24 protein-coding genes and 1 tRNA gene are annotated in these 26,435 nt (G+C 64.1%); 12 read left to right on the top strand and 13 right to left on the bottom strand.

From position 1 onward, the window contains the following. Positions 1-23: 23 nt before the first annotated feature. Positions 24-716, bottom strand: a complete 693-nt coding sequence (locus BA190_RS18525; protein ID WP_068290573.1) for a DUF1194 domain-containing protein — start codon at positions 714-716, stop codon at positions 24-26. 290 nt (positions 717-1,006) lie between these two features. Continuing rightward, complete coding sequence (locus BA190_RS18520) at positions 1,007-1,699, bottom strand: DJ-1/PfpI family protein (protein WP_068290572.1); 693 nt, start codon at positions 1,697-1,699, stop codon at positions 1,007-1,009. Between the two features lie 65 nt (positions 1,700-1,764). Here BA190_RS18520 and BA190_RS18515 point away from each other — a divergent pair, with 65 nt between their 5' ends. The 5 genes from BA190_RS18515 to BA190_RS18495 all read left to right on the top strand — a co-directional run bounded on the left by BA190_RS18515 (position 1,765) and on the right by BA190_RS18495 (position 7,802). Continuing rightward, entirely contained in the window at positions 1,765-2,787 is a 1,023-nt protein-coding gene (locus BA190_RS18515; RefSeq protein ID WP_082979847.1) for a GlxA family transcriptional regulator, read from the top strand. Between the two features lie 109 nt (positions 2,788-2,896). Beyond that, positions 2,897-4,507 carry a sugar ABC transporter ATP-binding protein gene (locus BA190_RS18510; RefSeq protein WP_082979856.1) on the top strand — a complete coding sequence of 537 codons (1,611 nt, stop codon included), beginning with the start codon at positions 2,897-2,899 and terminating at the stop codon, positions 4,505-4,507. Next, complete coding sequence (locus tag BA190_RS18505; RefSeq protein ID WP_068290571.1) at positions 4,504-5,505, top strand: ABC transporter permease; 1,002 nt, start codon at positions 4,504-4,506, stop codon at positions 5,503-5,505. The genes BA190_RS18510 and BA190_RS18505 overlap by 4 nt, the downstream gene beginning before the upstream one ends. Positions 5,506-5,677: 172 nt before the next feature. Further along, positions 5,678-6,622: an ABC transporter substrate-binding protein gene (locus BA190_RS18500; RefSeq protein WP_068290570.1), complete on the top strand. Its 945-nt coding sequence runs from the start codon at positions 5,678-5,680 to the stop codon at positions 6,620-6,622. A gap of 523 nt (positions 6,623-7,145) precedes the next feature. After that, positions 7,146-7,802: a hypothetical protein gene (locus BA190_RS18495; protein ID WP_082979846.1), complete on the top strand. Its 657-nt coding sequence runs from the start codon at positions 7,146-7,148 to the stop codon at positions 7,800-7,802. Between the two features lie 138 nt (positions 7,803-7,940). Here the strand turns inward: BA190_RS18495 and BA190_RS18490 are convergent, their stop codons facing one another. Next, on the bottom strand, positions 7,941-8,717 hold the full coding sequence (locus tag BA190_RS18490) for an SDR family oxidoreductase (protein WP_068290645.1): 777 nt from the start codon (positions 8,715-8,717) through the stop codon (positions 7,941-7,943). A gap of 275 nt (positions 8,718-8,992) precedes the next feature. On the opposite strand from BA190_RS18490, the gene BA190_RS18485 reads away from it, so the two are divergent. Together BA190_RS18485 and BA190_RS18480 are read left to right on the top strand one after the other, a co-directional pair. Further along, positions 8,993-9,451, top strand: coding sequence for an NUDIX hydrolase (locus BA190_RS18485; protein WP_068290568.1), 459 nt, complete (start codon positions 8,993-8,995; stop codon positions 9,449-9,451). Between the two features lie 301 nt (positions 9,452-9,752). Continuing rightward, positions 9,753-10,658 (top strand): ketopantoate reductase family protein, encoded by a 906-nt coding sequence (locus BA190_RS18480; RefSeq protein ID WP_068290567.1) that lies wholly within the window; start codon positions 9,753-9,755, stop codon positions 10,656-10,658. Positions 10,659-10,667: 9 nt separating this feature from the next. Here the strand turns inward: BA190_RS18480 and BA190_RS18475 are convergent, their stop codons facing one another. From BA190_RS18475 to cpdR, 6 genes are all read right to left on the bottom strand, one after another. Beyond that, positions 10,668-11,687: an amino acid ABC transporter substrate-binding protein gene (locus BA190_RS18475; protein WP_068290565.1), complete on the bottom strand. Its 1,020-nt coding sequence runs from the start codon at positions 11,685-11,687 to the stop codon at positions 10,668-10,670. A gap of 76 nt (positions 11,688-11,763) precedes the next feature. Continuing rightward, a complete protein-coding gene (locus BA190_RS18470; RefSeq protein WP_082979845.1) occupies positions 11,764-12,387 on the bottom strand; it encodes a L,D-transpeptidase in 624 nt (207 codons plus the stop codon). Positions 12,388-12,400: 13 nt separating this feature from the next. After that, positions 12,401-12,844, bottom strand: a complete 444-nt coding sequence (locus tag BA190_RS18465) for a hypothetical protein (RefSeq protein ID WP_156771585.1) — start codon at positions 12,842-12,844, stop codon at positions 12,401-12,403. Positions 12,845-13,303: 459 nt separating this feature from the next. Beyond that, positions 13,304-14,050 (bottom strand): outer membrane protein, encoded by a 747-nt coding sequence (locus tag BA190_RS18460; protein WP_068290563.1) that lies wholly within the window; start codon positions 14,048-14,050, stop codon positions 13,304-13,306. A 486-nt stretch (positions 14,051-14,536) separates the two neighbouring features. Next, positions 14,537-14,611: transfer RNA gene (locus BA190_RS18455), tRNA-Val, on the bottom strand. Between the two features lie 78 nt (positions 14,612-14,689). Continuing rightward, positions 14,690-15,055, bottom strand: coding sequence for a cell cycle two-component system response regulator CpdR (cpdR, locus tag BA190_RS18450; RefSeq protein ID WP_105864233.1), 366 nt, complete (start codon positions 15,053-15,055; stop codon positions 14,690-14,692). 269 nt (positions 15,056-15,324) lie between these two features. Here cpdR and BA190_RS18445 point away from each other — a divergent pair, with 269 nt between their 5' ends. The 5 genes from BA190_RS18445 (at position 15,325) to BA190_RS18425 (ending at position 21,842) form a co-directional block, all read left to right on the top strand. Continuing rightward, positions 15,325-16,212, top strand: coding sequence for an N-formylglutamate amidohydrolase (locus BA190_RS18445; protein WP_371260345.1), 888 nt, complete (start codon positions 15,325-15,327; stop codon positions 16,210-16,212). After that, positions 16,209-16,751, top strand: coding sequence for a gamma-glutamylcyclotransferase (locus BA190_RS18440; protein WP_256390537.1), 543 nt, complete (start codon positions 16,209-16,211; stop codon positions 16,749-16,751). Before BA190_RS18445 ends, BA190_RS18440 begins: the two co-directional genes overlap by 4 nt. Positions 16,752-16,903: 152 nt before the next feature. Further along, positions 16,904-17,464, top strand: a complete 561-nt coding sequence (locus BA190_RS18435) for an HNH endonuclease (RefSeq protein ID WP_068290559.1) — start codon at positions 16,904-16,906, stop codon at positions 17,462-17,464. A gap of 308 nt (positions 17,465-17,772) precedes the next feature. Further along, positions 17,773-19,587 carry a cation:proton antiporter gene (locus BA190_RS18430; RefSeq protein WP_068290557.1) on the top strand — a complete coding sequence of 605 codons (1,815 nt, stop codon included), beginning with the start codon at positions 17,773-17,775 and terminating at the stop codon, positions 19,585-19,587. A gap of 338 nt (positions 19,588-19,925) precedes the next feature. Beyond that, positions 19,926-21,842, top strand: coding sequence for a peptidoglycan D,D-transpeptidase FtsI family protein (locus BA190_RS18425; protein WP_371260344.1), 1,917 nt, complete (start codon positions 19,926-19,928; stop codon positions 21,840-21,842). 129 nt (positions 21,843-21,971) lie between these two features. Here the strand turns inward: BA190_RS18425 and BA190_RS18420 are convergent, their stop codons facing one another. The 4 genes from BA190_RS18420 to nadA are packed head-to-tail and all read right to left on the bottom strand — an operon-like array spanning position 21,972 to position 26,194. Further along, a complete protein-coding gene (locus BA190_RS18420) occupies positions 21,972-22,748 on the bottom strand; it encodes a metallophosphoesterase family protein (protein ID WP_068290553.1) in 777 nt (258 codons plus the stop codon). 53 nt (positions 22,749-22,801) lie between these two features. Beyond that, positions 22,802-23,653, bottom strand: coding sequence for a carboxylating nicotinate-nucleotide diphosphorylase (gene nadC / locus BA190_RS18415; protein WP_068290551.1), 852 nt, complete (start codon positions 23,651-23,653; stop codon positions 22,802-22,804). A gap of 1 nt (position 23,654) precedes the next feature. Next, a complete protein-coding gene (locus BA190_RS18410; protein WP_068290547.1) occupies positions 23,655-25,214 on the bottom strand; it encodes an L-aspartate oxidase in 1,560 nt (519 codons plus the stop codon). Then, complete coding sequence (nadA, locus tag BA190_RS18405) at positions 25,211-26,194, bottom strand: quinolinate synthase NadA (RefSeq protein WP_068290545.1); 984 nt, start codon at positions 26,192-26,194, stop codon at positions 25,211-25,213. Before nadA ends, BA190_RS18410 begins: the two co-directional genes overlap by 4 nt. Between the last annotated feature and the right edge of the window lie 241 nt (positions 26,195-26,435).

Here is a 26,435-nt window from a genome sequence, read left to right as displayed (position 1 = left end):
GGTGACATGGTCGGCAAGGACACTCAGTTGGCCGCGATCTCGCGCAGCAATTTTGACTTGATCGATCTCAGCACATTGGCCCTGTCGTCCACTTTCAGGAGAAAGGCCCCGGGGCCGCCGATGACGTGATCGCGGTAATAGATATCCGCCGGCACCTCGCCGAGCCGGCGAGGGTCGACCCAGGTCGGCATAGGCAGGCCGTTGATGGTAATGCCTCGCAGAATTGCGACGTCGCGAGCACGGTCAGGCGCCTCGCCCCTATTGTTCTCGCCATTGCCCGAGATATCGATCACCCGACGCAGGGCAGCGAAATCATTCTCCTCGATCATCCTCGTCCCGAACCGGATCATGCCAGTGATATAGGTGGTGCCGGCCGAGCGTTTCGCCGAGCCGGCCGTGATGCGGGATGCAAAGCGCTCGGCATCCGCCCTGTTCCGGAGCAAGGTCCATGGCACCACCACGCGCTGCCCATCCGACCATTCGACATAGCTGGCTGCAATCCGGCCCAAAGGCCCGGTGGAGAGGGCCGCAACGACCTCGGGATCCCGAAAGGCCTGCGCATAGCCATCGGTCTGCACGGACAGATTCTCGTCTGACATCGAAAAGGAAATATCCGCAGCAAGAACCAGCTCGAGATCGACGGCGAGTTGCCCCGCAGACGAAGGCGGCGCCCACGGCATCGTCACTGCGACCAGGAAAAGCAGCAAGTTCCGCATGAGGGCCCCTCGTTGGGGTCAGCCGCCGCGTGAGACACCGGACCTAAGTCAAAAAGCTCGAGAAAGCGTCCAGACTATGCGTCTCTACCCTTTCGGTCACAAACTTCTTTTTTGAGCGACGCCCCCCTCGATACAACACGGCCTTCAACACTTCGGCCCCCGCCCCCGAGATAGGGTGAGCAGGCTGCCCGGGCACTGAGGCGCCCTTGAGAAACGACGCTCCGTCGTCCCCCGGCAAGGCTGGAGAAGACGGAGCGCTCATTCTCGAACGATCCCCATGATGTTTTACTTTAGACGGCAGCGATGGCCTTCCGCTCTCGCAGCCTGGTGACAATGCGCTCGCGCTCCTCGACATAGATCGAGGCGGAAGCCCGTGCGGCCTCGATCGCGGCGACCGGCGCCGTCGCCGGAGACCCCGCGTCGAAGGGCGGTGCCGGCGCATATTCGAGCTTGAGCTGGACGGCCTCCGCCTCCTCGCGCCCCCGCAGCCTGGCGATGATGTCGAGCGCGAAATCGATACCGGCCGTGACGCCGCCGCCGCTGATCAGCCGGCCGTCGGCGACAATGCGCTCGGCCACCGGCACTGCGCCGAGCGGTTCGAGCAGATGATGCGAGCCCCAATGCGTCGTCGCCCGCTTTCCCTCCAGGAGCCCCGCCGCACCCAATACAAGGGAACCGGTGCAGACGGAGGTAACGAAGCGGGCGCTCCAGGCCTGGCGGCGCAGGAAGTCGAGGACGACCTCGTCCTCCATCAGCGGGTTGACGCCAGCCCCGCCCGGTACGCACAGCACGTCGAGAACCGGGCAGTCCTGCAATGTCGTGGTGGGCTGCACAGGCCAGCCCGAGGTCGCCGTCACCGGATCGAGATCCTTCCAGATCAGGTGCTGTACGACGCCCGGCATCGCGGCAAAAGCATCGAAAGGCCCGGCCAGGTCCAGCAATTGCACCTTGGGAAAAACCAGAAAGCCGATCTGCAGGATCATGAGGGAGCTCCGTTCCAAATCTTGAGGTTGACAGAACCACTCTAGCGCGGCAGCCTCTGGCGCAAATGTCGTTTGACCCGCATTTTGCGCCAAACCCAATCGACGGGCCGTGGACCGGCAGGCCACCGCGCACGATCGATCTGCTGGCTTTTCCGGGGTTTCAACTCCTCGACATCGCTGGCCCCATGCAGGTGTTCGCCTCGGCCAATCGTCTCCTGGAGGATGACGGGCTGCCCCCGGCCTATCGCCTGCGCATTGTCGCCCGGCAGGACCCGGTCGCGGCCTGGGCCGGGCTGACTCTGCAGGCCGAACCCCTGCCTGCCGCGAGCGAAGCGTGCGATACGCTGGTGATCGCCGGCGGGCGCGCCGTGCATGAGGCCGCCGAGGATGCCGCGCTCGTTGCCTGGGTCGCGGCCAGGGCGGCGACCGCGCGAAGGGTTGCGGCTGTCTGCACAGGTGCGTTCCTCGCCGGTGCCGCCGGCCTGCTCGACGGCAGGCGCGCCGTGACCCATTGGGATTCCTGCGCCCTGCTGGCCGAACGCTTCCCGGCGGCGCAGGTGGAAGCCGATCCGATCTTCATCGAGGACGGCCATCTATGGACCTCGGCCGGTGTGACCGCCGGCATCGACCTCACCCTCGCTTTGGTCGAACGCGACCTCGGCCGTGCCATGGCGCTGGCGGTGGCGCGTGAGCTGGTGGTCTTCCTCAAGCGGCCGGGCGGACAGTCGCAATACAGCGCGGCCCTGGCGCTCCAGCATGGCGCCTCCCGCTTCGAAACCCTGCATGGCTGGATGCGCGAAAACCTTGCAGCCGACCTGTCGGTCCCCGCCCTCGCCGCGCAGGCCGGCATGAGCGAACGCAGCTTTCAGCGCCGCTACCGGGAGGCCACCGGCATGCCGCCGGCCCGGGCCGTCGAAAGGCTTCGGGTCGAACAGGCGCGCACGCTGCTCGCCGACACCACCCAGCCCCTCAAGCAGATCGCCGCTCGCTGCGGCTTCGGCTGCGAGGAGACGATGCGGCGCGGCTTTGCACGGCATCTCGCAACGACGCCGCAATCCTATCGCGAGCGATTTTCTGCCGGGCGATGATATTGATCGAAGCGTTTCATGCTGCCCCATTCCGGAAAGCGTGATTGACAGAACCTGCCGTCCCGTTAATCTGACAATTGCGAGGTACGTAACTCATTCGCCTATGCAGATGGCGAAGAGGGCGTTGGCGGGAAACGAAAACCAGGAACCGGATTTGTCCGACGGGGAAGCGAGCGGGGCTGCCGCGCAGAACCAGACCGTGCCGGTGCTGGCTGCCAGCGGCCTGTCCAAGAGCTTCGGCACCATCGAGGTGCTGAGCAACATCGCGCTCGACCTCAAGCCAGGCGAGGTCCACGCCATCATCGGCGAAAACGGTGCCGGCAAGTCCACCCTGATGAAGATCCTGGCCGGCCATCTCCAGCCGAGCAAGGGCAGCCTCGCCATCGATGGCGAACCGGTGCATTTTACCGGCCCCGTCGACGCCGAGCATCGCGGCATCGTGCTCGTCCATCAGGAGATCCTGCTCGCGCCCCACCTCACCGTGGCGCAAAACATCTTCCTCGGCCGGGAAATCCGTCGTGGCCCCATGGTCGACGACCGGACCATGAACCGCGAGGCCGCGCAGGCAGTCCGCGAACTCGGGGCAGAGATCGCACCGACCCGGGTGGTCGAGCGCCTCTCCATCGCCCAGCGCCAGTTGGTCCAGATCGCGCGCGCCCTGGCGGTGCCGCACCGCGTGGTGATCTTCGACGAACCCACGGCTTCCCTCACCCCGGTGGAGACCGACGCACTCCTCAAGGTGATCGGCGCGATCCGCGCCAAGGGCACGGCCGTGCTCTACATCTCGCATCGCCTCAACGAGGTGAAGGCCATCGCCGACCGCGTCACCGTGCTGCGCGACGGCAAATGGATCGCCACCAGGCCCGCCGCCGAGCTCCAGCCCATCGACATGGCGCAGCTGATGGTGGGACGCGACATGGCCAATCTCTATCCGGTCAAGACTTCGGCGGAAGCGAATGCGGCAGCCGCCGAAGACCCCCTGCTCGCCGTCGAGCATTTCAACGTGCCCGGCTTTGCCACCGATGTCAGTTTTGGCCTCGAGGCCGGCGAGATCCTCGGTTTTGCCGGCCTTGTCGGGGCAGGACGCACCGAATTGTTCGAGGGCCTGCTGGGCCTGCGCTCCGGCAACGGCAGCCTCAGGCTCGATGGCCGGCCGGTGCATTTTCGTGAGCCTCGCCAGGCCATGGAAGCCGGCATCGTCTATCTCTCCGAGGACCGCAAGGGAAAGGGCCTGTTGCTGGCGCAGGACCTGCGCACCAACCTCACCTTGGCCGCGCTCGATCACTTCACCTCGGGACCCTTCATCGACAAGGCGCGCGAATGGAGTGCCCTCAACCAGGCCTTCCAGGATTTCGACATCAGGGCCCGCTCCAAGACCCTGCTCGCCGGCCAGCTTTCCGGCGGCAACCAGCAGAAATTGCTGCTCGCCAAGATGATGCTGCTGGAGCCGAGGATCATCATCATCGACGAACCCACCCGCGGCATCGACATCGGCACCAAGGAGCAGATCTACCGTTTCATCGCGGCGCTGGCCGCCCGGGGCAAGGGCGTGATCGTGATTTCATCGGAGATGCAGGAGCTGATCGGCGTATGCCATCGCATCCTGGTGATGCGCGGCGGGCAGATCGCCGGTGAAGTCAGCGGCGCGGCGATGACGGAGGCCGAAATCGTGGTGCACGCCACCGGCGTTTCCAGGCAAGAAGCGAGAGCACAGACATGAGCGGAGAGCTCGCCCCCACCAAGGCCGCAAGCCGCATCCAGGATTTCGATCTGCGCGCTGTCGCGCCCTTCGCGGCGCTCGCCGTGCTGATGGTCCTGGGCTACTTCGTCAACGCCCGTTTCATCGACCTCGACAATATCACCAACGTCCTGGCCCGCAGCGCCTTCATCGCTACCATCGCTGTTGGAGCCACCTTCGTGATCACCGCCGGAGGCCTCGACCTCTCGGTCGGCTCGATGGCGGCGCTGGTCTCCGGCGTGATGATCCTCTTCCTCAACAAGGCCATGATCGGCGACGGCTATATGCTGCTCGCCATCGGCATGATCCTGGCTTTGCTGCTCGGTGCTTTGTGCGGTGCCGCCAACGGGCTGGGCGTCACCGCGGGGAGGCTCGAACCTTTCATCGTCACGCTCGGCACCATGGCGATCTTCCGTTCGCTCCTGATCTGGCTCGCCGATGGCGGCTCGATCGCCATGAAGTCGATGGAATTGAGGGCCGATTACCGCCCGGTCTATTTCGGCAATATTTTCGGCCTGCCCTTCCCCGTCTGGGTGATCATCGCGGTGGCCGTCATCGGCGCCTTCCTGCTTTACCGCACCACCTTCGGGCGCCACGTCATGGCGGTCGGCTCCAATGAGGATGTCGCCCGCTATTCCGGCATCTCGGTCGGGCGCGTGCGCATGCTCACCTACATCATCCAGGGCCTTTGCGTCGCCATCGCCGTGCTGGTCTATGTGCCCCGGCTCGGCTCGACCACCTCCACTACCGGGCTTGGCTGGGAATTGCAGGCCATCACGGCGGTCGTGGTCGGCGGCACGGCACTGCGCGGCGGCGTCGGGCGGATCTGGGGCACCATCTGCGGCGCTCTGATCCTGGAAGTGATCTCCAACATCATGGTGCTGTCGAACTTCGTTTCCGAATATCTGGTCGGCGCCGTGCAGGGCGCCATCATCATCATCGCCATGCTGGTGCAGCGCTCGCTCGCCCGGAGGAACTGAGCCCATCTGGAGCAAAGCGCGCTTAGGCGGAACGCTCGTTTGCTCTCACTCTTCGGTTCGACGCGTCTTTGCGAGCCTTGGCGTGACCGCCAAATCGCAAAACGCTCTAGTCCATATGCAGCGGGCGGGACCAACCCGCCCCGACGGAACGAAAAGCGCTAGGGAGGATATCATGCGCAAATTGCTGACCGGCCTGATGGCAGCCGGTCTCTTCACCATCGCCGGGGCAGCGGCGTTCGCCGCCGACACCAAGACCATCGCCGTCTCGATTCCGGCCGCCGACCATGGCTGGACGGGCGGCGTGGTCTATCACGCCCAGCAGGAAGCCAAGGCGCTCGAAGCGCGCTATCCCGGCCTCAAGGTCATCGTGAAGACCTCGCCCGATGGCGCTGCGCAAGCCAACGCCCTCGAGGACCTGACCACGCAGGGCATCAACGCCCTCGTCGTGCTGCCGCATAATTCCGACGAACTGACCGACCCGATCCGCCAGGTAAAGGGCAAGGGCGTGTTCATCACCGTGGTCGACCGCGCCTTGCGTGACCCGATCCAGGACCTCTACGTCGCCGGCAACAATCCGGGCCTGGGCACCGTCTCGGCCGCCTACGTCAAGGAAAAGCTCGGTGGCAAGGGCGACGTCGTGGTGATCCGCGGTCTGCCCATCGTCATCGACGAGCAGCGTGTCAACGCCTTCAACGAGGGGCTCAAGGGTTCCGAGGTCAAGGTGATCGACAGCCAGTTCGGCAATTGGAGCCGCGACGATGCCTTCAAGGTGATGCAGGACTTCCTGACCAAGCACCCGAAGATCGACGCGGTCTGGTGCCAGGACGACGACATGGCCGTCGGCGTGCTGGAGGCGATCAAGCAGGCCGGCCGCAGCGACATCAAGTTCGTGCTTGGCGGCGCCGGCATGAAGGACATGGTCAAGAAGGTCATGGACGGCGACGCCACCATCCCGGCCGACGTGCTCTATCCGCCGGCCATGGTGGCCGTGGCGATGGATCTCACCGCCGCCGGCCTCTACGACAAGCTGCCCGTGCGCGGCTCCTATATTCTCGATGCCACGCTGGTGACCAAGGACAACGCCAAGGATTTCTACTACCCCGACTCGCCGTTCTGAGCGGAAGCGAAAAGACGAAAGTCGCCCTTCAAGACCGAGGGCGGCTTTTTTTGTAGCGACTACTAGGTATCATTATACCTTCATAAACAATACCTATTTGGCGCTACAGTCATACCTCCACAATGCAATCTAATACTTAAGCATCATCGCGGCGGTAGCATCTCATTACCCAATTTCGCCCCAGAAACGTCACATTCCAGACGCAATTCATCCACGGCAAAACTCACCCGCACGCCGATGAAGCACCACAAACCGAAAGCACAGATACGCCTAAACTGCCTTAATTCGACATGAAACCCGTCGTAATATGTAAGTATATTTTAAATTACTCTCCGTACAAAATATAAAACAACATAAAAAATTGATTTAAATCGATTTATTTTCAATAAATCGACGTTGCGATTTACTGTATTTTGGCATATTTTTCTATAGGCATTCAGGTTCCGGTCGATTGAGAAAGCACCCACAGCTCCTTTCCCCGGAGTTCCAGCCGAATGTTCGAGTTTTCCAGGTGGAGGTCGACATGTCTGAGCAATATCGGAAGGATTGGCGCAAGATTGCAATGTTCGCTGGACTGGCGACTACTTTGCTTCTTGTCGCCCCGCAGGCCGCTGTGAGCGGCAGCTTCGGCAATACTGTCGGCGGCGTCGGCAACGCCGTAGGCGGCGCCGTGGGTGCGGTCGGTGGTGCCATCGGCGGGGCGAATGTCGGCGTCAGCGCCAAGGTGGGGCCGGTCAGCGCCAACAGCAACACCAGCCTCAACAGCAGCGGATTGAACTCCAATACGACAGCCTCGGTCGGCAATGCCGCCACGGCCAATGTCAGTGCATCGGCAACACCCAGCACCGGCGTCAAGGCCAATGTCGGCGTCAATTCCTCGCTCGCCGATGCGGATGTGAGCGCCTCGCTCAACAACAATACGGGCGTGAATGTCGACGTGGGCGTCAATGTCCCCGGCTCCAGCACCGGAACACCTGGCACTCCCGGCAATCCAGGAACTCCCGGCACCCCGGGCGTTCCCGGCACGGGCGTGAATATAGGCAACATCTCCAGCCAGATCGCTTCGATGAGCAGCGCCCAGCGCATCGCCCTCAAGAAACGCTGCAAGCTGATCCTCGGAGCCAGCGACGACTATGACGCGCAGCTCATCAAGCTGTGCCAGATCCTGGCCAAGCTCTGAAGCCGTTCCACGAACGGAACCAGACCGCACAGAACGACAAGGGGCTGGCCCTCGAGGCCGGCCCTTTTCCTTGGAGGAGGCAGGCAATGCGGAGAAATGGCGTTTCAGTCCGATCGTCCTGCAGCTCCTGCAAGCCCCTCAGAACGATCCGGCAAAGTTGCCGCCATCCATCAGGATGTTCTGGCGCGTGAGGTAGCCGGTCTGCGCTCCGGCGAGAAACGCACAGACCGAACCGAGTTCGTCCGGATCGCCGAAACGTCCGGAAACCTCGCCTTCCCGCCACTCCGCCAGGACCGCTTCGGGCGATTGCCCCGGCCTGGCCGAGGCGGCGGCATTGTCCCGCAGCCTGTCGGTGCCGAAGGAACCCGGCAGGATATTGTTGATCGTCACATTGTGGCGGGCGATGTCGCGGGCGAGGCCGGCGACGAAGCCGGTCAGGCCGGTACGGGCGCCATTCGACAGGCCGAGATAGGAGATCGGCGCCTTCACCGTCACGGAGGTGATGTTGATGATGCGCCCGAAGCGGCGAGCGATCATGCCGTCGAGCGTCGCCTTGATCAGTTCGATCGGTGCCAGCATGTTGGCATCGAGCGCGGCCAGCCATTGCTCGCGGCCGAACTGGCGGAAGTCCCCGGGCGGTGGGCCGCCGGCATTGTTGACCAGGATGTCGGGCTGAGGGCAGGCCTCAAGCAGCTTGCGGCGTCCTTCCTCGCTGGCGACATCGGCAACCACGGGCGTGACCGTCGCCTCCGTCGCGGCGCTGATCTCGGCCGCGGTCCGCTCCAGCGTGGAGGGCGTGACGCCATTGATCACCACATTCACGCCTTCACGCGCCAGGGCCAGCGCACAAGCCTTGCCGAGCCCCCGGCTGGAGGCGCAGACGATGGCGGATTTTCCTTCGATACCGAGCTTCATGGTCCCATGCCTCTTCGTGTCGGATGCCTGCAGGCTTTTCGCAGGGCTGCCGTCTGCCGGCAAGCCCGCGATGTGCCGGCAGACGCAAGGCGGCAGCGTCCCGCCCTGCCGGACCGGCATGGCACCATGCCTGCATTTGCAGCCCCATGATTTGCAGCCCCATGCTCGTGACGCGCCGCCGGGACTACTAGCTTTCGCCTTGCAGGGTGTCGCTCGAAGCGGAAGGCGCCTATAGCTGGGCCTTCAACCCGCAGGCAGTTCCGGAGAAACATGCAATGGCCTCGGACCCGGCCAAGAGTGACAATCTGCCCCGCCCGATCGCAGCCGTTCTCGCCATTGCGCTACGTGGCGAGGAATTCCTGCTGGTTCGCCGGGCCAATCCGCCGGACCAGGGCCTGTGGGGCTTCCCGGGCGGCAAGATCGAGCCCGGCGAGGGCGTGCTGCAGGCGGCCCTGCGCGAGCTCGAGGAGGAAACCGGCGTGCGTGCCCGGGCCGTGAAGGCCTTTGCGGCCCTCGATTCCATCGATGCCCGTCCAATCGGCGAAGGCGGCCACCATTATGTGCTGGTCGGCGTGCTCTGCCATTGGCAATCCGGCGAGGCCGTTGCCGCCGACGATGCCCTGGAAGCCCGCTGGTTCGACCTGCCGACCCTGCTGGCAAACCGGGCCCGCGCCAGCATCGACGTCGACACGCTCGCCCGCGAGGCCCTGGCCTTGGCGCGCACATTGCCATGACAGCGCTCAATCCGCTCCACGCCCCAGGCACGGGCGTCACGATGGCATCGCAGCCCGACCGACGCGGGCCTTGCCGATCGGCAGAACCCGTCTATCCTTGACCGCGATCGCGGCCTTCGGCGACCTGGCAGCCGCGCTCGACATGAATAGAGGCGTCGCCCACCGGTAAGATCACAAGCATGCCGCTCTTCTCCCTCAGCCCCCGTGCCGGCTCGAAGGCACCGCCACGGCCTTTGCATCAGCAATATCCCGGTTCATGCAGCTCGACGATCCACTCCACTCTTGCTGGAGGAACGACGTCATGAAGATTGCGGTGATGGGTGCCGGTGCGGTGGGCTGCTTCTTCGGCGCCCTGCTCGCCCAGGCCGGCCATGGCGTCACCCTGATCGGGCGCCCGGCCCTGGTCGAGGCCGTCAGGGATGGGGGATTGCTGCTCGAGCGCGATGGCGAACGCTGGCACGTAGCCGTTCTTGCCGATACCAGACCGGAGGCCGTCGCCGGGGCCGAACTGGTGCTGTTCTGCGTGAAATCCTTCGACACCGAGGCGGCGGCCGCCGCCATCGCCCCCCATATTGGCGGCGATTGCTCGGTCTGGAGCCTGCAGAACGGCATCGACAACGCCGACCGGCTCGCCCATATCCTTCATAGGCCTGCCGTGCCTGTCGCCGTCTATGCCGCGCTCGAAGCGCCTGCCGCCGGCTATGTCCGCCACAAGGGCGGCGGCAAGATGGTGATCGGCCCCTCGACCCGAAGCGAGGAATTCGCAGGCTTGTTCGCCGCCGCCGGCATTGCGGCTCGCGTCGCGCCGGATGTCGTCGGCACGCTGTGGACCAAGCTGGCGGTCAATTGCGCGCTCAATGCCCTCTCGGCGCTCGCCGCCCTGCCCTACGGCCGATTGGTCGGCCGCGAGGGCGTGGATGTGCTGTTGAAGGGGGTCCTCGCCGAGTGCCGTGTCGTAGCCGAGGCTTACGGCGTCACCTTGCCTCCGACGCTGGAGGACACCGTGTTTGGACTCGGCACCAGCATGGCGGAGCAGTATTCCTCCACCGCCCAGGACCTGGCCAGGGGCCGGCGCACGGAAATCGACGATCTGAACGGCGCCATCCTGCGCCGGGCCGCCGCACGCGGCCTGGAGGCGCCGCTGAACCAGGCGCTGTGGACACTGGTCAAGCTGCGCGAAGCCAGTTCGCCGTCACCCTCGCCCTGAGCGCCGGGCCTATTCGACCGGCGGCGCATATTGGACGCCGCCCAGGCTCCACAGCTGGTTGAGGCCGCGCGGTATGCCGAGCTTGGCGGCATCGCCGAGATTGCGTTCGAACACCTCGCCGTAATTGCCGACCTGTCGTACCACATTGGCCGCCCATTCATTGGCCAGCCCGAGCCCGGGGCCCAGCTTGCCCTCCGTACCGAGCAGGCGCTTGATCGCCGGTCGCGTCGAGTCCTTGGCCTGGTCGAGCGTCGCCTTGGAGACTCCCAGCTCCTCGGCGTCGACCATGGCGAAATGTACCCATTGCACCAGATTGCGCCATTTCGGATCGTCCAGGCGCACGGCCGGGCCGAGCGGCTCCTTGGAGATGACATCGGGCAGGATCAGGTGCTCGCCAGCATCGGCGAGCTCCAGGCGTTGGGCATAGAGCTGGGAGACGTCGGAGGTGAGAACCAGGCAATCCTTCTTCTTGTAGCGCTCAAGCGCCTCGGCCGCCGACCCGACCAGCACCGCTTCGAACTTCATGGAATTGGCCTCGAAATAATCGGCCAGATTGTGCTGGGTGGTAGTGTCCTTGAGCACGCAGATCTTGCTGCCGCCAAGTTCCAGGGCCGAATTCACCTTGGCGCTGCGCGGCACCATGAAGCCCTGGCCATCGAAATAGGTGATGGCGGCAAAGCTCAGCCCATATTCGAGCTCGCGCGACAAGGTCCAGGTCGAGTTGCGCGAGAGGATGTCGACCTTGCCCGAGCGCAAGGCCTCGAAGCGGTCGCTCGCCGACAGCGGCACGAACGCCACCTTGGCGGCATCCCCGAGGACGGCGGCCGAGACGGCGCGGCAGAAATCGACGTCGAAGCCCGACCATTCGCCGGAGGCGGATCTGCTGGCAAAGCCCACCAGCCCTTCATTGACCCCGCACAGAAGCTGGCCGCGCGCCTTGACCGCCTCCAGGGTCTGCGCCTGCGGGCCGCCCGCCAACCCGAGTTGCAGCGCCAGGATCGCCACGATCCCCACAATGATCCGATGCATGGCTATCCCCCGTGCCTTGCTCGATGATGGACAAACGACAGCGCCTCGCCGAACGGGCGAGGCGGGTTGATCTCGACTAGAGCTTGGGTGCCTGGCGTACCACCACGCGGGTGCCGACGGGAACGCGGTCATAGAGATTGATCACGTCCGGATTGACCAAGCGGATACACCCCGAGGACACGGCATAGCCGATGGTCTCGGGTTGGTTGGTGCCATGGATGCGGTAGCTGGTGCTGCCGAGATAGAGGGCACGGGCCCCCATCGGATTGCCAGGGCCGCCCGCCATGAAGCGCGGCAGATAGGGCTGGCGCTTGATCATCTCCGGTGGCGGTCGCCAATCGGGCCATTCCTGCTTGCGCGAGATCTTCAACAGGCCCGACCACTGGAAGCCCTCGCGCCCGACGCCGATGCCATAGCGCATGGCGGTCTTGTTGTCCTGGATGAGATAGAGGAAGCGTTCCTCGGTCTGGATCACGATGGTGCCGGGCGGCTCGTTGGAGCGGTAATAGACCGGTTGCGGCCGGTATTCGGGCAGGAGCTGCTCCTCCGCGGCATCCGGCACGAAGCCAGGCTTTTCCAGATCCTTGCTGGGATCGAGAGGACGTGGCTGTGCCGAAGCCTGCGCCAGCAGGCCGGCCAATCCCAGGGCAACTGCGACGCAGCCGACAGCGAGCGGGGTGATCCAGGAACGCCTCGTCATGGAAGCCCCCCTGTCATGCCACGGCGCAGCGCACGAACATCATCGTGCCGTAGCGCTTGGCAACGCCGGGATCCACCCAGCGCGTCACCATCACGCCCTTGTCATAGGACAGGATCTGACGGTCCGCCCGCTCGCCGGGCTTGCCCTGCGGCCCGATATAGACGCCGCCATCGGAGGCGGTCTTGAGATAGACTTCCTGCGGCGTCGCCTGATCGGCCAGATGCATGGTCACCCCGCCCTGGGCGCCCTTGCCGATTACATAGGGATTGGTGCAAGCCGCCTTGGCGGCGGCCTCGGTGCGGACCTTGTCGGTTTCTTCGCGATAGGAGGCCAGGCCCCATTTGCCGACGAGTTCTTCGGAGGTCACCGCAACCGTCGGGGTCGCCACCACCGGCGTCGGTGCCGAGGAGGTGCCGCAGCCGGCCAGCAAAGCGGCGCAGCTGACGAGAAGGCCCATCCGCACGGACCACCCTTGTCGCGTCCCCGCGAGAGTCTTCGCAAACAGATCCGCGCCCATGTATCCCTCCCCATCGGAACACAAAACGACCACCCCGGGACAGCGGCCAAGCAATAATGGGCACCCTGTCAGTAGGTGGTTCGGTTAAATCACGGACAGCACCCGTCTTTGCCGGCTATGAACAGTCATCGTACCAAAGACCGGGCATGAATGATCACGCGTGCCAAGCTGCAACATTGGCAATGGCGGGCGCAAGTGTTTTCTGGCGACGACCTGCACTCTGAGCGCAAGGAAAACCCCGCCTCGTCGGCGGGGTTATGTCGCTCGGGGATCTCTGGCGGCCGGTCCCTTCCGGAGTCATGATCAGCCGCGGATGTATAATTGGCGACTTGGTGTGAATTCGCCGTGACGCGTTGCCCGGCCTTTGCCGCGAGCCCTGCGCTTTCCACGATCGAATGATCAGAACTTGTAGTTCGCGCCCAGACGAACGGTATGGAAACCCGTGCGCAGCCTCGTGTGGATGGTGTAATCGGTCGGCTCGCCACCATTGATTTCTGTCGCGCTGATTTTCGACCGACCAAGATCGATATATTGATATTCAAGCCTGGCGGTCCAATGCTCGCTGAGAGCGTACTCCGCGCCGCCGCCGACCGCGAAACCAACTCTGGTCCTGCTGGTACGAGGATGAGCGAGGAAATCGCCGTTGACATAGTTCTGGGTGTATTTGACCCCACCGACGGCCAGACCGCCGGTCGCATATATCAGGATATTGTCAAAGGCGTAGCCGATTCGCGGACGAACCGTGCCGAACCAGTTGACCTGGCTCTTCGTGCTCAGGAAGTAACCCGTGGCGGTGCCGATACGCCCGGTCTTGTCGCTGATGTCGCCGCCCTGGATATCGCCTTCCAGGCCGAAAACAAAATTGCCCGCCTGCCGGTTATAGCCAGCCTGCACGCCGCCGAAGCCCCCCTTGGACGAAAGGCTGCCATAGCTGTCCACGAAGGAGCCAGTGGCCGGAAACAGCTCCGACATCGTCACATCGCGGCTGGATCCGAAGGCATAGCCACCATTGATACCGGCATAGAAGCCCGTCCAGTTGTAGGCGACTGCAGGAACAACGGGTTCGACTGCAGCAGGGGCCAGATCGGCAGCCGAAGCACCGGCCGTGGCAAGCAAAAAGGCGGCTACCGAAATCCGTACCTTCATTTCCCCAAATCCAGGCCCTACCGAATGACAAACTTTCCTACCACGTCACCTCCTGCAAGTATGTGATTTTAAGGCAACAGTTCTTCCATATTCAAACAACCGAACATACGATTTCAATCGTACTAAATTTACAACTAAATTCAATTCTCTCAAATAAGAACTGAAATAAATCGTAGAATTTATTCAAGACATACATGTCTTCCGATTTTTCAGCCTGAAGAATCGGCCGTTCCCTCTGAGCATTCCGGCTGCTCGATCACCATGCCTCCGGAGCTGTTCGTGTCGAACATCGGATACTCGTACCCACGGGCATGAAGGGAATAACGACCGGCAGATACCAGAGAGGCGCATGGATGCGCGGGCCAACATACGAAGGCCGAAGCCCTGCGCGAGACGCGAAGGCACACCAAAGCAGCGAGGGTCCCGGAAACACAAAAGGCACCGCGCTTGCGATGCCCTGGGTCTTTTCGTCGTTCGAGGAAGCGATGGTGGGCGCGACAGGGATTGAACCTGTGACCCCTACGATGTCAACGTAGTGCTCTCCCGCTGAGCTACGCGCCCATCGCTTGCGGAGGCCGGCCTGATAGCAGGTTGAATCAGGCCATGCAAGCCATTCGTCCCGCTATTTTTGAGGAAAGTTCAGGCGGCCTTCAAAAGCTTGTCGACTTCGTTGACCAGATCCTTGAGATGGAAGGGCTTGGACAGCACCTTGGCGTCGCGCGGCGCCTGCGAATCGGGATTGAGCGCCACGGCCGCAAAACCGGTGATGAACATCACCTTGATGTCGGGATCGAGCTCGGTGGCCCGGCGGGCTAGCTCGATCCCGTCCATTTCCGGCATGACGATGTCGGTGAGCAGCAATTCGAATGGTTCTTCCCGCAGCCGGTGATAGGCCGACAGGCCGTTGTCATAGGACATCACCTCGTGTCCGGCATTCTGCAGGGCGCGCACCAGAAAGCGGCGCATATCATTGTCGTCTTCGGCAAGGAGAATCTTGTTCATGATGGCGTCCCGAATCCCCGGCAGGGCCGGAGCTTGTTCGAACTCTATAAACCGTCGTCAGGGTAAACGCCCCGTTTACATCGCAATAGAGTTAATCCCGAATTCGTGATGCTGCCAGGGTTGCTTGTGTCCGCGATGGAGAAAATCATGCAGTGGGGCTTGTGATGCTTGCCTGCGCATGATTTTGTCGAGATATGTCGGTATCGCCTGGCTTGGCCGCTCTCCCCTCGGGGACGCGTCGCGAAGGTGAAAGCAACCCGCCGCTGGAGTCCGTGGACGGCATGGAAATCGAGCTCAGCCCTCCCTTCGACGTGGTCGAGCCGGCGGCCTATTCGGCGCCCCTTCTGTTCAACTCGCCTCATTCCGGCCGGGTCTATCCGCGCTCCTTCCTGGAGGCGTCCCGCCTCGACCCGCTTTCGCTGCGCCGTTCCGAAGATGCCTTCGTCGACCTCCTGCTCGCCGATATCGCTGCCACCGGCTCGGCAGTGATGAGCGCGCGCTTTCCCCGCGCCTTTCTGGACGTCAACCGTGAGCCCTACGAGCTCGACCCGCGCATGTTCGACGGCAGGCTGCCGAACTATGCCAATACCCGCTCCCTGCGGGTGGCCGGCGGCCTGGGCACGCTGGCGCGGGTGGTCAGCGAGAACCAGGAAATCTATGCCCACCGCCTGCCGGTGGACGAAGCGTTGCGCCGGATCGAGGAGCTCTACAAGCCCTATCACCGCACGCTGCGCCGCCTGCTCGGCCAGATCCACCGCGAATTCGGCGTGGCGCTGCTGGTCGACTGCCATTCCATGCCGTCCTGCGGCCTGGCACGCGAGGACAGGCCTCGGGCCGACATCGTGCTGGGCGACCGTTACGGCACCAGTTGCTCGCATCTGATCATGGATTGCGCCGACGAGGCGCTGCGCAATCTCGGCTATTCGGTCGCGCGCAACAAGCCCTATGCAGGGGGATATATCACCGAGCACTATGGCAATCCCGGTGCCGGCTTCCATGTCATCCAGATCGAGATCAACCGCTCGATCTATATGAACGAACAGAACTTCTCCCTGCTGCCGGCCTTCGACCGCCTGAAGCAGGACCTCACCGTGCTGCGCGACACGCTCGCTGGCCTGCCCTTCCACTATCTCGATGCATTCCACCTGGCCGCCGAGTGAACCAGCCCGTTCTGCCCGCCCCTGAAGCCAATTGGGTTTTCGGCTACGGATCCCTGATGTGGAATCCCGGCTTTGCCTATGAGGAACGGCAGAACGCGCTGATTCGCGGCCTGCACCGGGCCTTGTGCATCTGGTCGCATGTCCATCGCGGCACGCCCGAAAAGCCCGGCCTGGTGCTCGGCCTCGACCGGGGCGGCTCCTGCCGGGGCGTTGCCTTCCGCGTCGCCTCCGAAAATTGGGACGCGACGGTGGACTATCTGCGCCGGCGCGAGCAGGCCACCAGCGTCTATATCGAGATCCTGCACGAGGCCCGGCTCGAGGATGGCCGCCATGTCCGGGCGCTGGCCTACCGGGCCGACCGGGCGCATCAACAATATTGCGGCAAGCTGCCGGATCGCCAGCTTCTGGAGGTGGTGCGCGGCGGCGTCGGGCTTTCGGGCGCCAATCCCGACTATGTGCTGGCCACCCACGACCATCTCGACGAACTCGGCATCCCCGACCGTACGCTAGCCTGGCTCTCGCACCAGTTACGGGGATGATGCGACAGCATGTGGGGCCGGCCGACGGACCTACCCCCTTCACAAGACCGACACGTTAATCCTACATTGTGTTGGACGAACAGCCGAATCGGCCTTTTCGGCTGGACTGATGGTGACGGGAGCGCTTCGTGACAGCGCATGTTTCGCCTGCTGTGTTTCATCCGCCGGTCTCGCCCGAGGCGTGCCCCGCCCTCGTGCTGAATGCCGATTACCGGCCGCTGTCTTATTATCCGCTGTCGCTATGGTCCTGGCAGGATACGGTGAAAGCGGTCTTCCTCGACAGGGTCAACATCATCTCCGAATATGACAAGGTGGTGCGAAGTCCCACCTTCGAGTTCCGATTACCCTCGGTGGTGTGTCTCAAGACCTACGTCAAACCCAGTCGAAACCCCGCCTTCACCCGCTTCAACGTCTTCCTGCGCGACTGTTTCACCTGCCAATATTGCGGAACGCGCTCGGATCTGACCTTCGACCACGTCATTCCCCGCTCCCGGGGCGGACAGACCACCTGGGAAAACGTCGTCGCCGCCTGCTCGCCCTGCAATCTGAAAAAGGGCGGCGCCATGCCCGCCGAGGCCGGCATGCATCCCAACCAGAAGCCCTACGCCCCTTCCCTCAGCGACCTGCACCAGAACGGCCGGCATTTCCCGCCGAACTATCTGCATGAAAGCTGGCTCGACTATCTCTATTGGGATACCGAACTGGAGCCTTGATCGGCTTCATGCGCCGGGGCATGCTTTGCGCGTCGCGACAGCTTCGTTCCACGCTTTCGGCGCGATTTGATGGCGACCTTTCCGATTGTTAACGAGCGCTCACTATGGAATTCTCCTATGGTGAAGCGGCCGCAAGGCAATCATCAGACAGATCTGGGGCGAGGTGCGTTTTCTCCAAAACGCACCTATTTCCCTAATTCTTTGTTTTAACGCGTTTTCTTCAACGAAAAGTCGATCGGCTTTTCTGAAGGACGCCTCGGGTGCTGTTAGCACGCCGACCGCTTGTTACGACCGCGAAGGGAGGTTCCATGCCGCACGAGACACCGTTGATTGCAACGATCGTGGCGGGCTTGGGACTGGCATTCATCTTCGCGCTCGTCGCGCAGCGATTGCGGCTGTCGCCGATCGTGGCCTATCTGCTCGGCGGTGTGGTGATCGGCCCCTTCACGCCCGGTTTCGTGGCGGACCAGAATCTGGCCAGCGAGCTGGCCGAACTCGGCGTCATCCTGCTGATGTTCGGTGTCGGCCTGCATTTTTCCCTGAAGGACCTGCTTTCCGTCCGCGCCATCGCCATCCCCGGGGCGCTGGGCCAGATCGCGGTGGCGACGCTGCTCGGCATGGGCTTTGCCTGGATCATGGGCTGGGGGCTCGGCACGGGCCTGGTCTTCGGCCTCGCCCTCTCGGTCGCCAGTACCGTGGTGCTGCTGCGCGCCATGCAGGAGCGCAAGCTGATCGAGACCGAACGCGGGCGCATCGCCGTCGGCTGGCTGATCGTCGAAGATTTGGTGATGGTGATCACCCTGGTGCTGATTCCCCCGCTGGCCGGCCTTCTCGGTGGCCATGCGCCGGGCGAGGTGGCGCCCTCCGGCCTTGCCGCCAATCTCGGCCTCAATTCGATCGCCGCCACCCTGATGGTCACCGCCATCAAGGTCGCCGCCTTCGTGGCGCTGATGCTGGTGGTCGGGCGCAAGGTCATCCCCTGGGTCCTGCATTTCGTCGCCCATACCGGCTCGCGCGAACTCTTTCGCCTGGCCGTGCTGGCGATTTCACTGGGGGTCGCCTATGGCGCCGCCGTGCTCTTCGGCGTCTCCTTCGCGCTGGGGGCCTTCTTCGCCGGCATGGTGCTGGCCGAGTCCCCGCTCAGCAAGCAGGCCGCCAACGAGACGCTGCCGCTGCGCGATGCCTTCGCGGTGCTGTTCTTCGTCTCGGTGGGCATGCTGTTCAACCCGGCGATCCTGCTCCAGCACCCGTTGGCCGTGCTTGCCACCTTCCTGATCATCGTCGTCGGCAAGTCGATCGCGGCCTTCCTGATCGTGCGCGGCTTCGGCTACTCCAAGGGCGTGGCGCTGACCATCTCGGCGAGCCTGGCCCAGATCGGCGAATTCTCCTTCATCCTGGCGGTGCTCGGCGTCAAGCTGCAGATCATCCCCGGCACGGCGCGCGATCTGGTGGTGGCGGGCGCGCTCATCTCCATCGTGATCAATCCGATCCTGTTCATGGCGCTGGATCGTTTCGTCTTGCGCCCCGAACGCCAGCCGGCTGCGGCCAAACCCGAGACCAAACCGGATGCCGAGCCCGAGGCGCCGTCTCAGCCCGAGACCGAGCCGGGCGCACCCGTGGCGGAAGCCGTGACTGCTTCCGCCCCCCCGCCTGAGGACGACGACATCGAGGTGGTCCAGCCGACCAAGCTCAGCCAGCACGCCATCCTGGTCGGCCATGGTCGCGTCGGCAGCCGGGTAGCCAAGGCCCTGCATGAGGCCGGTATACCGTTGGTGGCGATCGAAGAATCGCAGAACGAGGTCGAGAAGCTCAAAGCCGCGGGCATCGAGGTCTATTCCGGGCCGGCCGGCGACTACGAGACTCTGGAACTGCAGAATCTGGCCGGCGCGAAATGGCTGGTCGTCGCCATTCCCGACGCCTTCGAAGCCGGTCACCTGGTGGAACAGGCCCGCAAGCTCAATCCGTCCATCCGCATTCTCGCCCGGGCGCACAGCGAAGAGGCCGTCGACTATCTCAAGGGGCTCGGGGCCGACGTGATCCTGATGGGCGAAGAGGAAATTGCGCGCGGCATGATCCGCGACCTGCTGCACCCCGTGGAAAGCCATCCCGGCCAGGCTGCCTGAGCAGGTGCGACTTGGTCATTGCCGGGCCAGCCGGCCTTTCGCGAGCGGAAAACGCCCGAACGGGGAATGACCAGGTCAAGCCCAGGCACGGCAATACGAGACCGCTTGGGCTGATGTCTGACACTTATCCTCGCTAAACACAGGCCGGTGCCAGCTTTCACCTCAACGTTAATGCCTCGATAACCGTACGAATTATTAATGAATTGATACTCTTTACCCGCATTTTCAGCGGCTTTATTGCTATTCCATGAATAGAGCGAACCATTTTTAGACACCAACTCCATTTTGGATAGCGGGCGAAACCCACCGGCGCCCCGTGTCGTCAACGTCAGATCGAGATGCAGCACGAACCGTCGGGTCTAGGCCCGGGCGGATCGCGGCTGCCTGCAAGGCATTGGGGGAAAGCGGCGATGCAGACGCCCACCGTCGACGAGGCAGATCAGGGACAAGAGTCAATGGCGGGCCATCCGCCCCTTGCGAGCGATGGTCCGCCTCGTGGCGCCCGGGCGAGCGAGCCCACCATGCCGGCCGAAAGATGCAGGCGGCGACCGATAGCACCCACAAAGCTGCAGAAGAGCGCCGGGCGCATCACGCTCATCGTGGTGGGGTTCGTCTGCATCTATGTGGCGATCCTGGCCCGGCTGGTGCAGTTCGGCATCGCGCCGGACGAGCAATATGACGCGCGCCGCTCGGCGGCCGACCAGTTGGCGGCGTCCCGCCCTGACATCCTCGACCGCAACGGAAAGATCCTGGCGACCGACGTGCAGGTGCCTTCGCTCTATGCCGAGCCACGGAAGATCATCGATGTCGACGAAGCGACCGAACTGCTCACCGCCCAGATGCCCGAGTTCGACGCGCGCGACCTGAGAGCGAAACTCTCCTCGGGCAAGGGCTTCATCTGGCTCAAGCGGGAGATCACGCCCGAGCAGCGTAACCGCATCTATGCGCTCGGCCTGCCGGGCATCGGCTTCCTCAACGAGGCCAAGCGCATCTACCCCAACGGGCCGACGGTGAGCCATGTGCTCGGCGCTGTGAACATCGACAACCAGGGCATCGCCGGCATCGAGCGCTATATCGACAGAAAGCGCGGCCTCTCCGAACTGCAGGCGCTCGGCTATGCCTCAGACCCGCATGACCTCAAGCCGGTCCGCCTTTCGATCGATCTGAGGGCCCAGGCAGTGATGCGCGACGAACTTGTCGCCGGGATGGAGCACTATCAGGCCAAGGCGGCGGCCGGCGCCATCATGGACGTCAATACCGGCGAGATGATCTCGCTGGTATCGTTGCCCGACTTCGATCCCAACAACCCCGCCGAAGCGCTCGATCCCGTCAGGATCAACCGCATCAATGTCGGCGTGTTCGAGATGGGCTCGACCTTCAAGGCCCTGACCTCCGCGATGGCCATCGAATCGGGCAAATTCACCACCGCCTCCATGCTCGATGCCCGCACCACGCTCAAATATGGCCGTTTCACCATCCATGACGACCATGCCCGCCGGCGCATGCTGAGCCTGCCGGAGGTGTTCACCTATTCGTCCAATATCGGCTCGGCCAAAATGGCCCTCTCCCTCGGCGTGGACGCCCACAAGGCCTTTCTCAAGATGATGGGCCAGACCACGCGGCTGATCACCGAACTGCCCGAGAATGCCATGCCGATTCTGCCCAGGCGCTGGAGCGAGATCAACACCATCACCATCGCCTTCGGCCACGGCATGGCCGTGGCACCGCTGCAGGCGATGATGGCGGTGGGAGCGATGATGAATGGCGGCCATCTGATGAAGCCGACATTCCTGGCACGCAGCGAAAGCGATGCCCTGGCGGGTTCCAAGCTGGTCTTGAAGAAGCACACCTCGGACGTGATGCGCTACATCATGCGCCTCAACGCCACCGACGGGTCCGGCAAGAAGGCCAATGTTCCCGGCCTTGGCGTCGGCGCCAAGACGGGTACCGCCGAAAAGGTCATCAACGGGCGCTATTCGAAGAAGCTCAACTTCACCACCTTCATGGCGGTGTTTCCCTTCGACAAGCCGAAATATCTGGTGCTCGTACTCTATGACGAGCCCAAGGGCCTGCCGGAGACCTATGGCTACTCATCGGCGGCCTGGAATGCCGGCGTCACCACCGGCAAGATCCTGGAACGTGTCGGGCCGCTGCTTGGCGTCAAGCCGCGCTTCGAAGAGATTCCAAACCCGGTGCCGCCACTCTACGCTCCCCGCAGCGAAGACCATCCGATGGAGTGGCTGGTCACGCATTGAGGGGAGAGCGGCTCGCCTTCCTAGCCGGCCCCGTCTGCAGCGATCATCGTCATTGCGAGCGAAGCGAAGCAATCCAGCTCTTCAAGGATGGCAAAACTGGATTGCTTCGCTCGCAATGACGGCCCCTCCTCAAGGAAAATGCGTACCGGGCGGCGCCGGGATGGAGGCGAACACCTCGGCTACGTCATCCTCGAAGATCGCCGCCGTCAGCTTGCCGCCATAGCAGGCACCGGTGTCGAGATTGATGCGGTTGGTGCGGAAATCCGGCTCCTCCACCGAGGTGTGGCCATGCACGATCTTCTTTTCGAAGAGCTGGCCGGAGGGCAGGAACTCGTCGCGGATCCAGATCAGGTCATATTCCTTCTGCTCGGCCAGCGGCACATCCGGCCGCGCGCCGGCATGCACGAAGAAATAATCGCCGAAGGTGAGGCTGAGCGGCCGCGTGCGCATGAATTCGAGGTGGTCGGGCAGCATCCTGGCGCGGAACTCGGCCCTCAGACGCTCGACATCCCGCTTCGAGTGGGGGTCGGCCCCCTTGATGTCGACGCCATAGCTGCCGACGGTCGCCATGCCGCCCCATTTAAGCCAGACATCGGCGTCGGGGTCGCCTGCCAAGAAGGACATTAGCAAGGTTTCGTGATTGCCCCTGAGCACATGGAGCTCGCAACCCGGCAGATCTCCCATCAGCCGGCCTACGACACCGCGGGAGTCGGGGCCGCGATCGACGAGATCGCCGAGGCTGATGACGATGTGGCGCCGGTCCGGCTTGGCCCGGGCCCGGGCTTGCGCCTTGGCCAGGATCTCCTCCATCAGCCCGAGATGGCCGTGGACGTCGCCGAAGGCAATGATGGTCGTCCCCGCCGGCGCGCGCGGCGGGATGGGAAAGGGTACCGTACGATTCTGCATGGCGACAGCATAACAGCAGCGCCTGCGCCAGCAAGGGGATGCGGCAATGCCGCTCAGGCCCGATAATCCAGGCCGATGTCGAGGATCGGCGCGCTATGGGTGAGCCAGCCCACGGAGATGAGGTCGACCCCCGAAGCCGCGATTGCCGGTGCCGTCTCCGCCGTGACGCGGCCCGAGGCCTCGGTGAGCGCCCGCCCGCCCACCATGGCCACCGCCTCGCGCAATTGGGCGGGGTTCATATTGTCGAGCAGCACCGCGTCGACGCCGACCATGAGAGCCTCTTCGAGCTGGGCCAGCGTATCGACCTCGAGCTCGATCTTGACCATGTGCCCTGCCGCGGCCTTGGCACGCTCCAGCGCCGGGCGGATGCCACCGGCGATGGCGACATGGTTGTCCTTGATCAGGATGGCATCGTCGAGACCGAAGCGGTGATTGCCGCCGCCGCCGGCCCGCACCGCATATTTCTCCAAGGCGCGCAGACCCGGAGTGGTCTTGCGGGTGCAGACGATCGTGGCCTTGTGGTCCCTGACCGACTCCACCACCGAAGCGGTCGCGCTGGCGATACCGCTAAGACGGCTGAGAATGTTGAGGGCGGTGCGCTCGCCGGTCAGCAAGGCGCGGGCCGAGCCGGAGAGGGTGGCGATCACCGAGCCCGGCGAGACCCCGGCACCATCGCCACGCTCCACCGAAACGGCGATCGCGGGATCGATCAGGCGGAAGGCGGTGACCGCGATGTCGAGCCCGGCGACCACGCCGTCCTGACGCGCCGCCAGCACCGTGGTCGCCTTCAGCGTCGCCGGCACGATGGCATCGGTGGTGAGATCTCCGGCCCGGCCGAGATCCTCCACCAAGGCGGCGCGGATGATCGGCTCGTAGAGCAGGGGGGAGAGCGGTAGGAGTGGCATGTCAGGCACTTTCGGCAAAAGGAAGGGTGGCGGCGACCGCGCGGGCCGCGGCGAGCGCCTCGTCGAGGCAGAGGAAAGAGGGCGAGGCCTCCGGCAGGGTCGACGGGAAATCCGCCCGGCAATGAGCGCCGCGGCTCTCCTGGCGGCGGAGGGCGGCGACGGCCAGCATCAGGCCGACAGTGGCCGGCCCTGAAACGGGGCCCCTGCTCCTCGTCAGCGGCAGCAGCGCGGCGATCGCCGCCTCCAACCCGGCGCGATCCCTGACCACGCCGAGCGCGCGGGACAGGATCGGGCGTATGGGGTCGGCAACGAAGGTGCTGAGATCGGTGACGGCCGGCGCGCCAGCACCTCCCCCGAGCCTGCGGCCTCCGGCCGGCGCGGCGCGCGCACTGTCGGCAACCCAGGCGGCGCAGACGGCGGCCTCGGCCAGGGAATTGCTGGCCAGGCGATTGGCACCGTGCAGCCCGGTGCAGGCCACCTCGCCGCAAGCCCACAGGCCAGGCAGGGAACTGCGGCCCTCATCGTCCACCGCGATGCCGCCCATGTGGTAGTGCTGGGCCGGGCGCACCGGCAGCGGCTGCAGCGCGGGATCGAAGCCGGCCTGCCGGCAAATCCGGTCGATGCTGGGAAAACGGCGCGCGAAGCCGGCGCCGGGCTGGCGACGGGCATCGAGAAACACCCGGTGGCCCGCCGCCAGATGTTGCCAGATACCGCGGGCGACCTCGTCGCGCGGAGCGAGCTCGGCACCCGGCAGATGGCCGAGGAAACGCCCGCCGGTCTCGTCGATCAGCACGGCCCCCTCGCCCCGCACGGCTTCGCTGACCAGCGCCATCGGACGGGCGGCGGTGTCGAGGGCCGTCGGGTGGAACTGTACGAATTCGAGGTTGGAGAGCCGCGCACCGGCGCGAGCGGCCAAGGCAAGTCCTTGTCCCTGGCTGGCGCGGGGATTGGTGCTGTCGGCGAACAGGCCGCCAATGCCGCCGGTGGCCAGCACGACACGGGCGGTGGCGATCACCATCAAATCGTTCTTCGCGTCGGCGCAGACCATACCGGCAATGGCACCGTCCTCGACGAGGAGGCGCCGGGCCTCGACGCCTTCCAGCACGGTGATCGAGGGCGTGGCGCGCACGGCGGCAGCGAGAGCCCGCACGATCTCCCGCCCGGTGGCGTCGCCATCGGCATGCACGATGCGGCGACGGCCATGGGCGGCTTCGAGGCCGAGCTGGAAGCTTCCGTCCATCTCGTCGAACTTGACGCCAAGGCCGGCGAGCCGGCGCACCGCCGCCGGTGCGGCCGCGACGATGCGGCGGGCTGCCTCGGCCTCGACCAGGCCGGCGCCCGCCGCCAGGGTGTCGGCGAGATGCAAGTCGGGCGTGTCGTCATCAGCCAGACTGGCGGCGAGCCCGCCCTGCGCCCAGCCCGTCGAGGTCTCCGCGCCAAGCGGTGCATGGGAGAGCAGCACCACCGGCTCGGGCGCAAGTGAAAGCGCCGTCATCAGTCCGGCAAGGCCGGCCCCGACCACCACCGGCCGGTCGCGATAGAGTTGAGGATGATCGCTCATAGCTCGAGCATCCTCTCGACGGCCCGGCGGGCAGCGACCGCCACGGCGGGATCGATGGTGACTTCGTGCCGATTGGCCTCCAGCGCCTCGCGAATATTGGCGAGCGTGATTCGCTTCATATGCGGACAGAGATTGCAGGGACGGATGAAATCGACGCTGGGGTGGTGCACGGCGACGTTGTCGCTCATCGAGCACTCGGTCAGCAGCACCACGCGGGCGGGCTTGTGCTCGGCGACATAGTCGGACATCAGCGCGGTCGAGCCGGAAAAATCGGCTTCCGCCACTACCTCCGGCGGGCATTCGGGATGGGCGAGCACGATCACGCCGGGATGGTCTTCGCGAAGCTGGCGCACCTCGGTCGGCGAGAAGCGCTCATGCACCTCGCAATGGCCCTTCCAGGCGATGATCTCGACATCGGTCTCGGCGGCGATGTTGCGGGCGAGATATTCGTCAGGCAGCATGATCACCTTGGGCACGCCGAGCTTTTCGACGATGCGCTTGGCATTGCCCGAGGTGCAGCAGACGTCGGATTCGGCCTTCACCGCCGCCGAGGTGTTGACATAGGTGACGATGGGCACGCCCGGATAGGTCGCCCGCATCAGGCGCACATCCTTGGGCGTGATCGAATCGGCCAGCGAGCAGCCGGCACCGAGATCGGGGATCAGCACCGTCTTGTCCGGGTTGAGCAGCTTGGCGGTCTCGGCCATGAAATGCACGCCTGCCAGCACGATGACATCGGCATCGGTATCCACTGCCCTGCGGGCCAGGGCCAGGCTGTCGCCCACCACGTCGGCGACGCAGTGGAAGATCTCCGGCGTCTGGTAGTTGTGCGCCAGGATGACGGCGTTGCGTTCCTTCTTCAGCGCCAGGATGGCGTCGACATCGTCGGCAAAGACAGGCCATTCCATCGCCGGAATGACACGCCGGACCCGCTCATAAAGCGGCGCGGTACGGGTGAGGACGGCGGAATCGAGTAGCATTATTTATACTCCCATTGAGCATATATCCGGCATATGCTTAATCCGAGCATAAGAGATGTCAAGCGAATTATGTTCACTTAGAGCATAAAGATTCGACGGCACGATCGAGAGAAAGATCAGCTGAAACCCAAGCCCAGGCAGAGCTGCGACTGGCACGATAAGCCTTCTCCCCTTGCGGGAGAAGGTGCCCCGAAGGGGCGGATGAGGAGTGTTGGCGCGCACCCATCAAACGTTGTGTATC

This window comes from Labrys sp. WJW, assembly GCF_001676615.1.
Taxonomy (GTDB): Bacteria; Pseudomonadota; Alphaproteobacteria; order Rhizobiales; family Labraceae; genus Labrys; species Labrys sedimenti.
The sequence above is the reverse complement of the archived record's forward strand: the minus strand, read 5'-3'. Positions and strand labels throughout refer to the sequence as shown.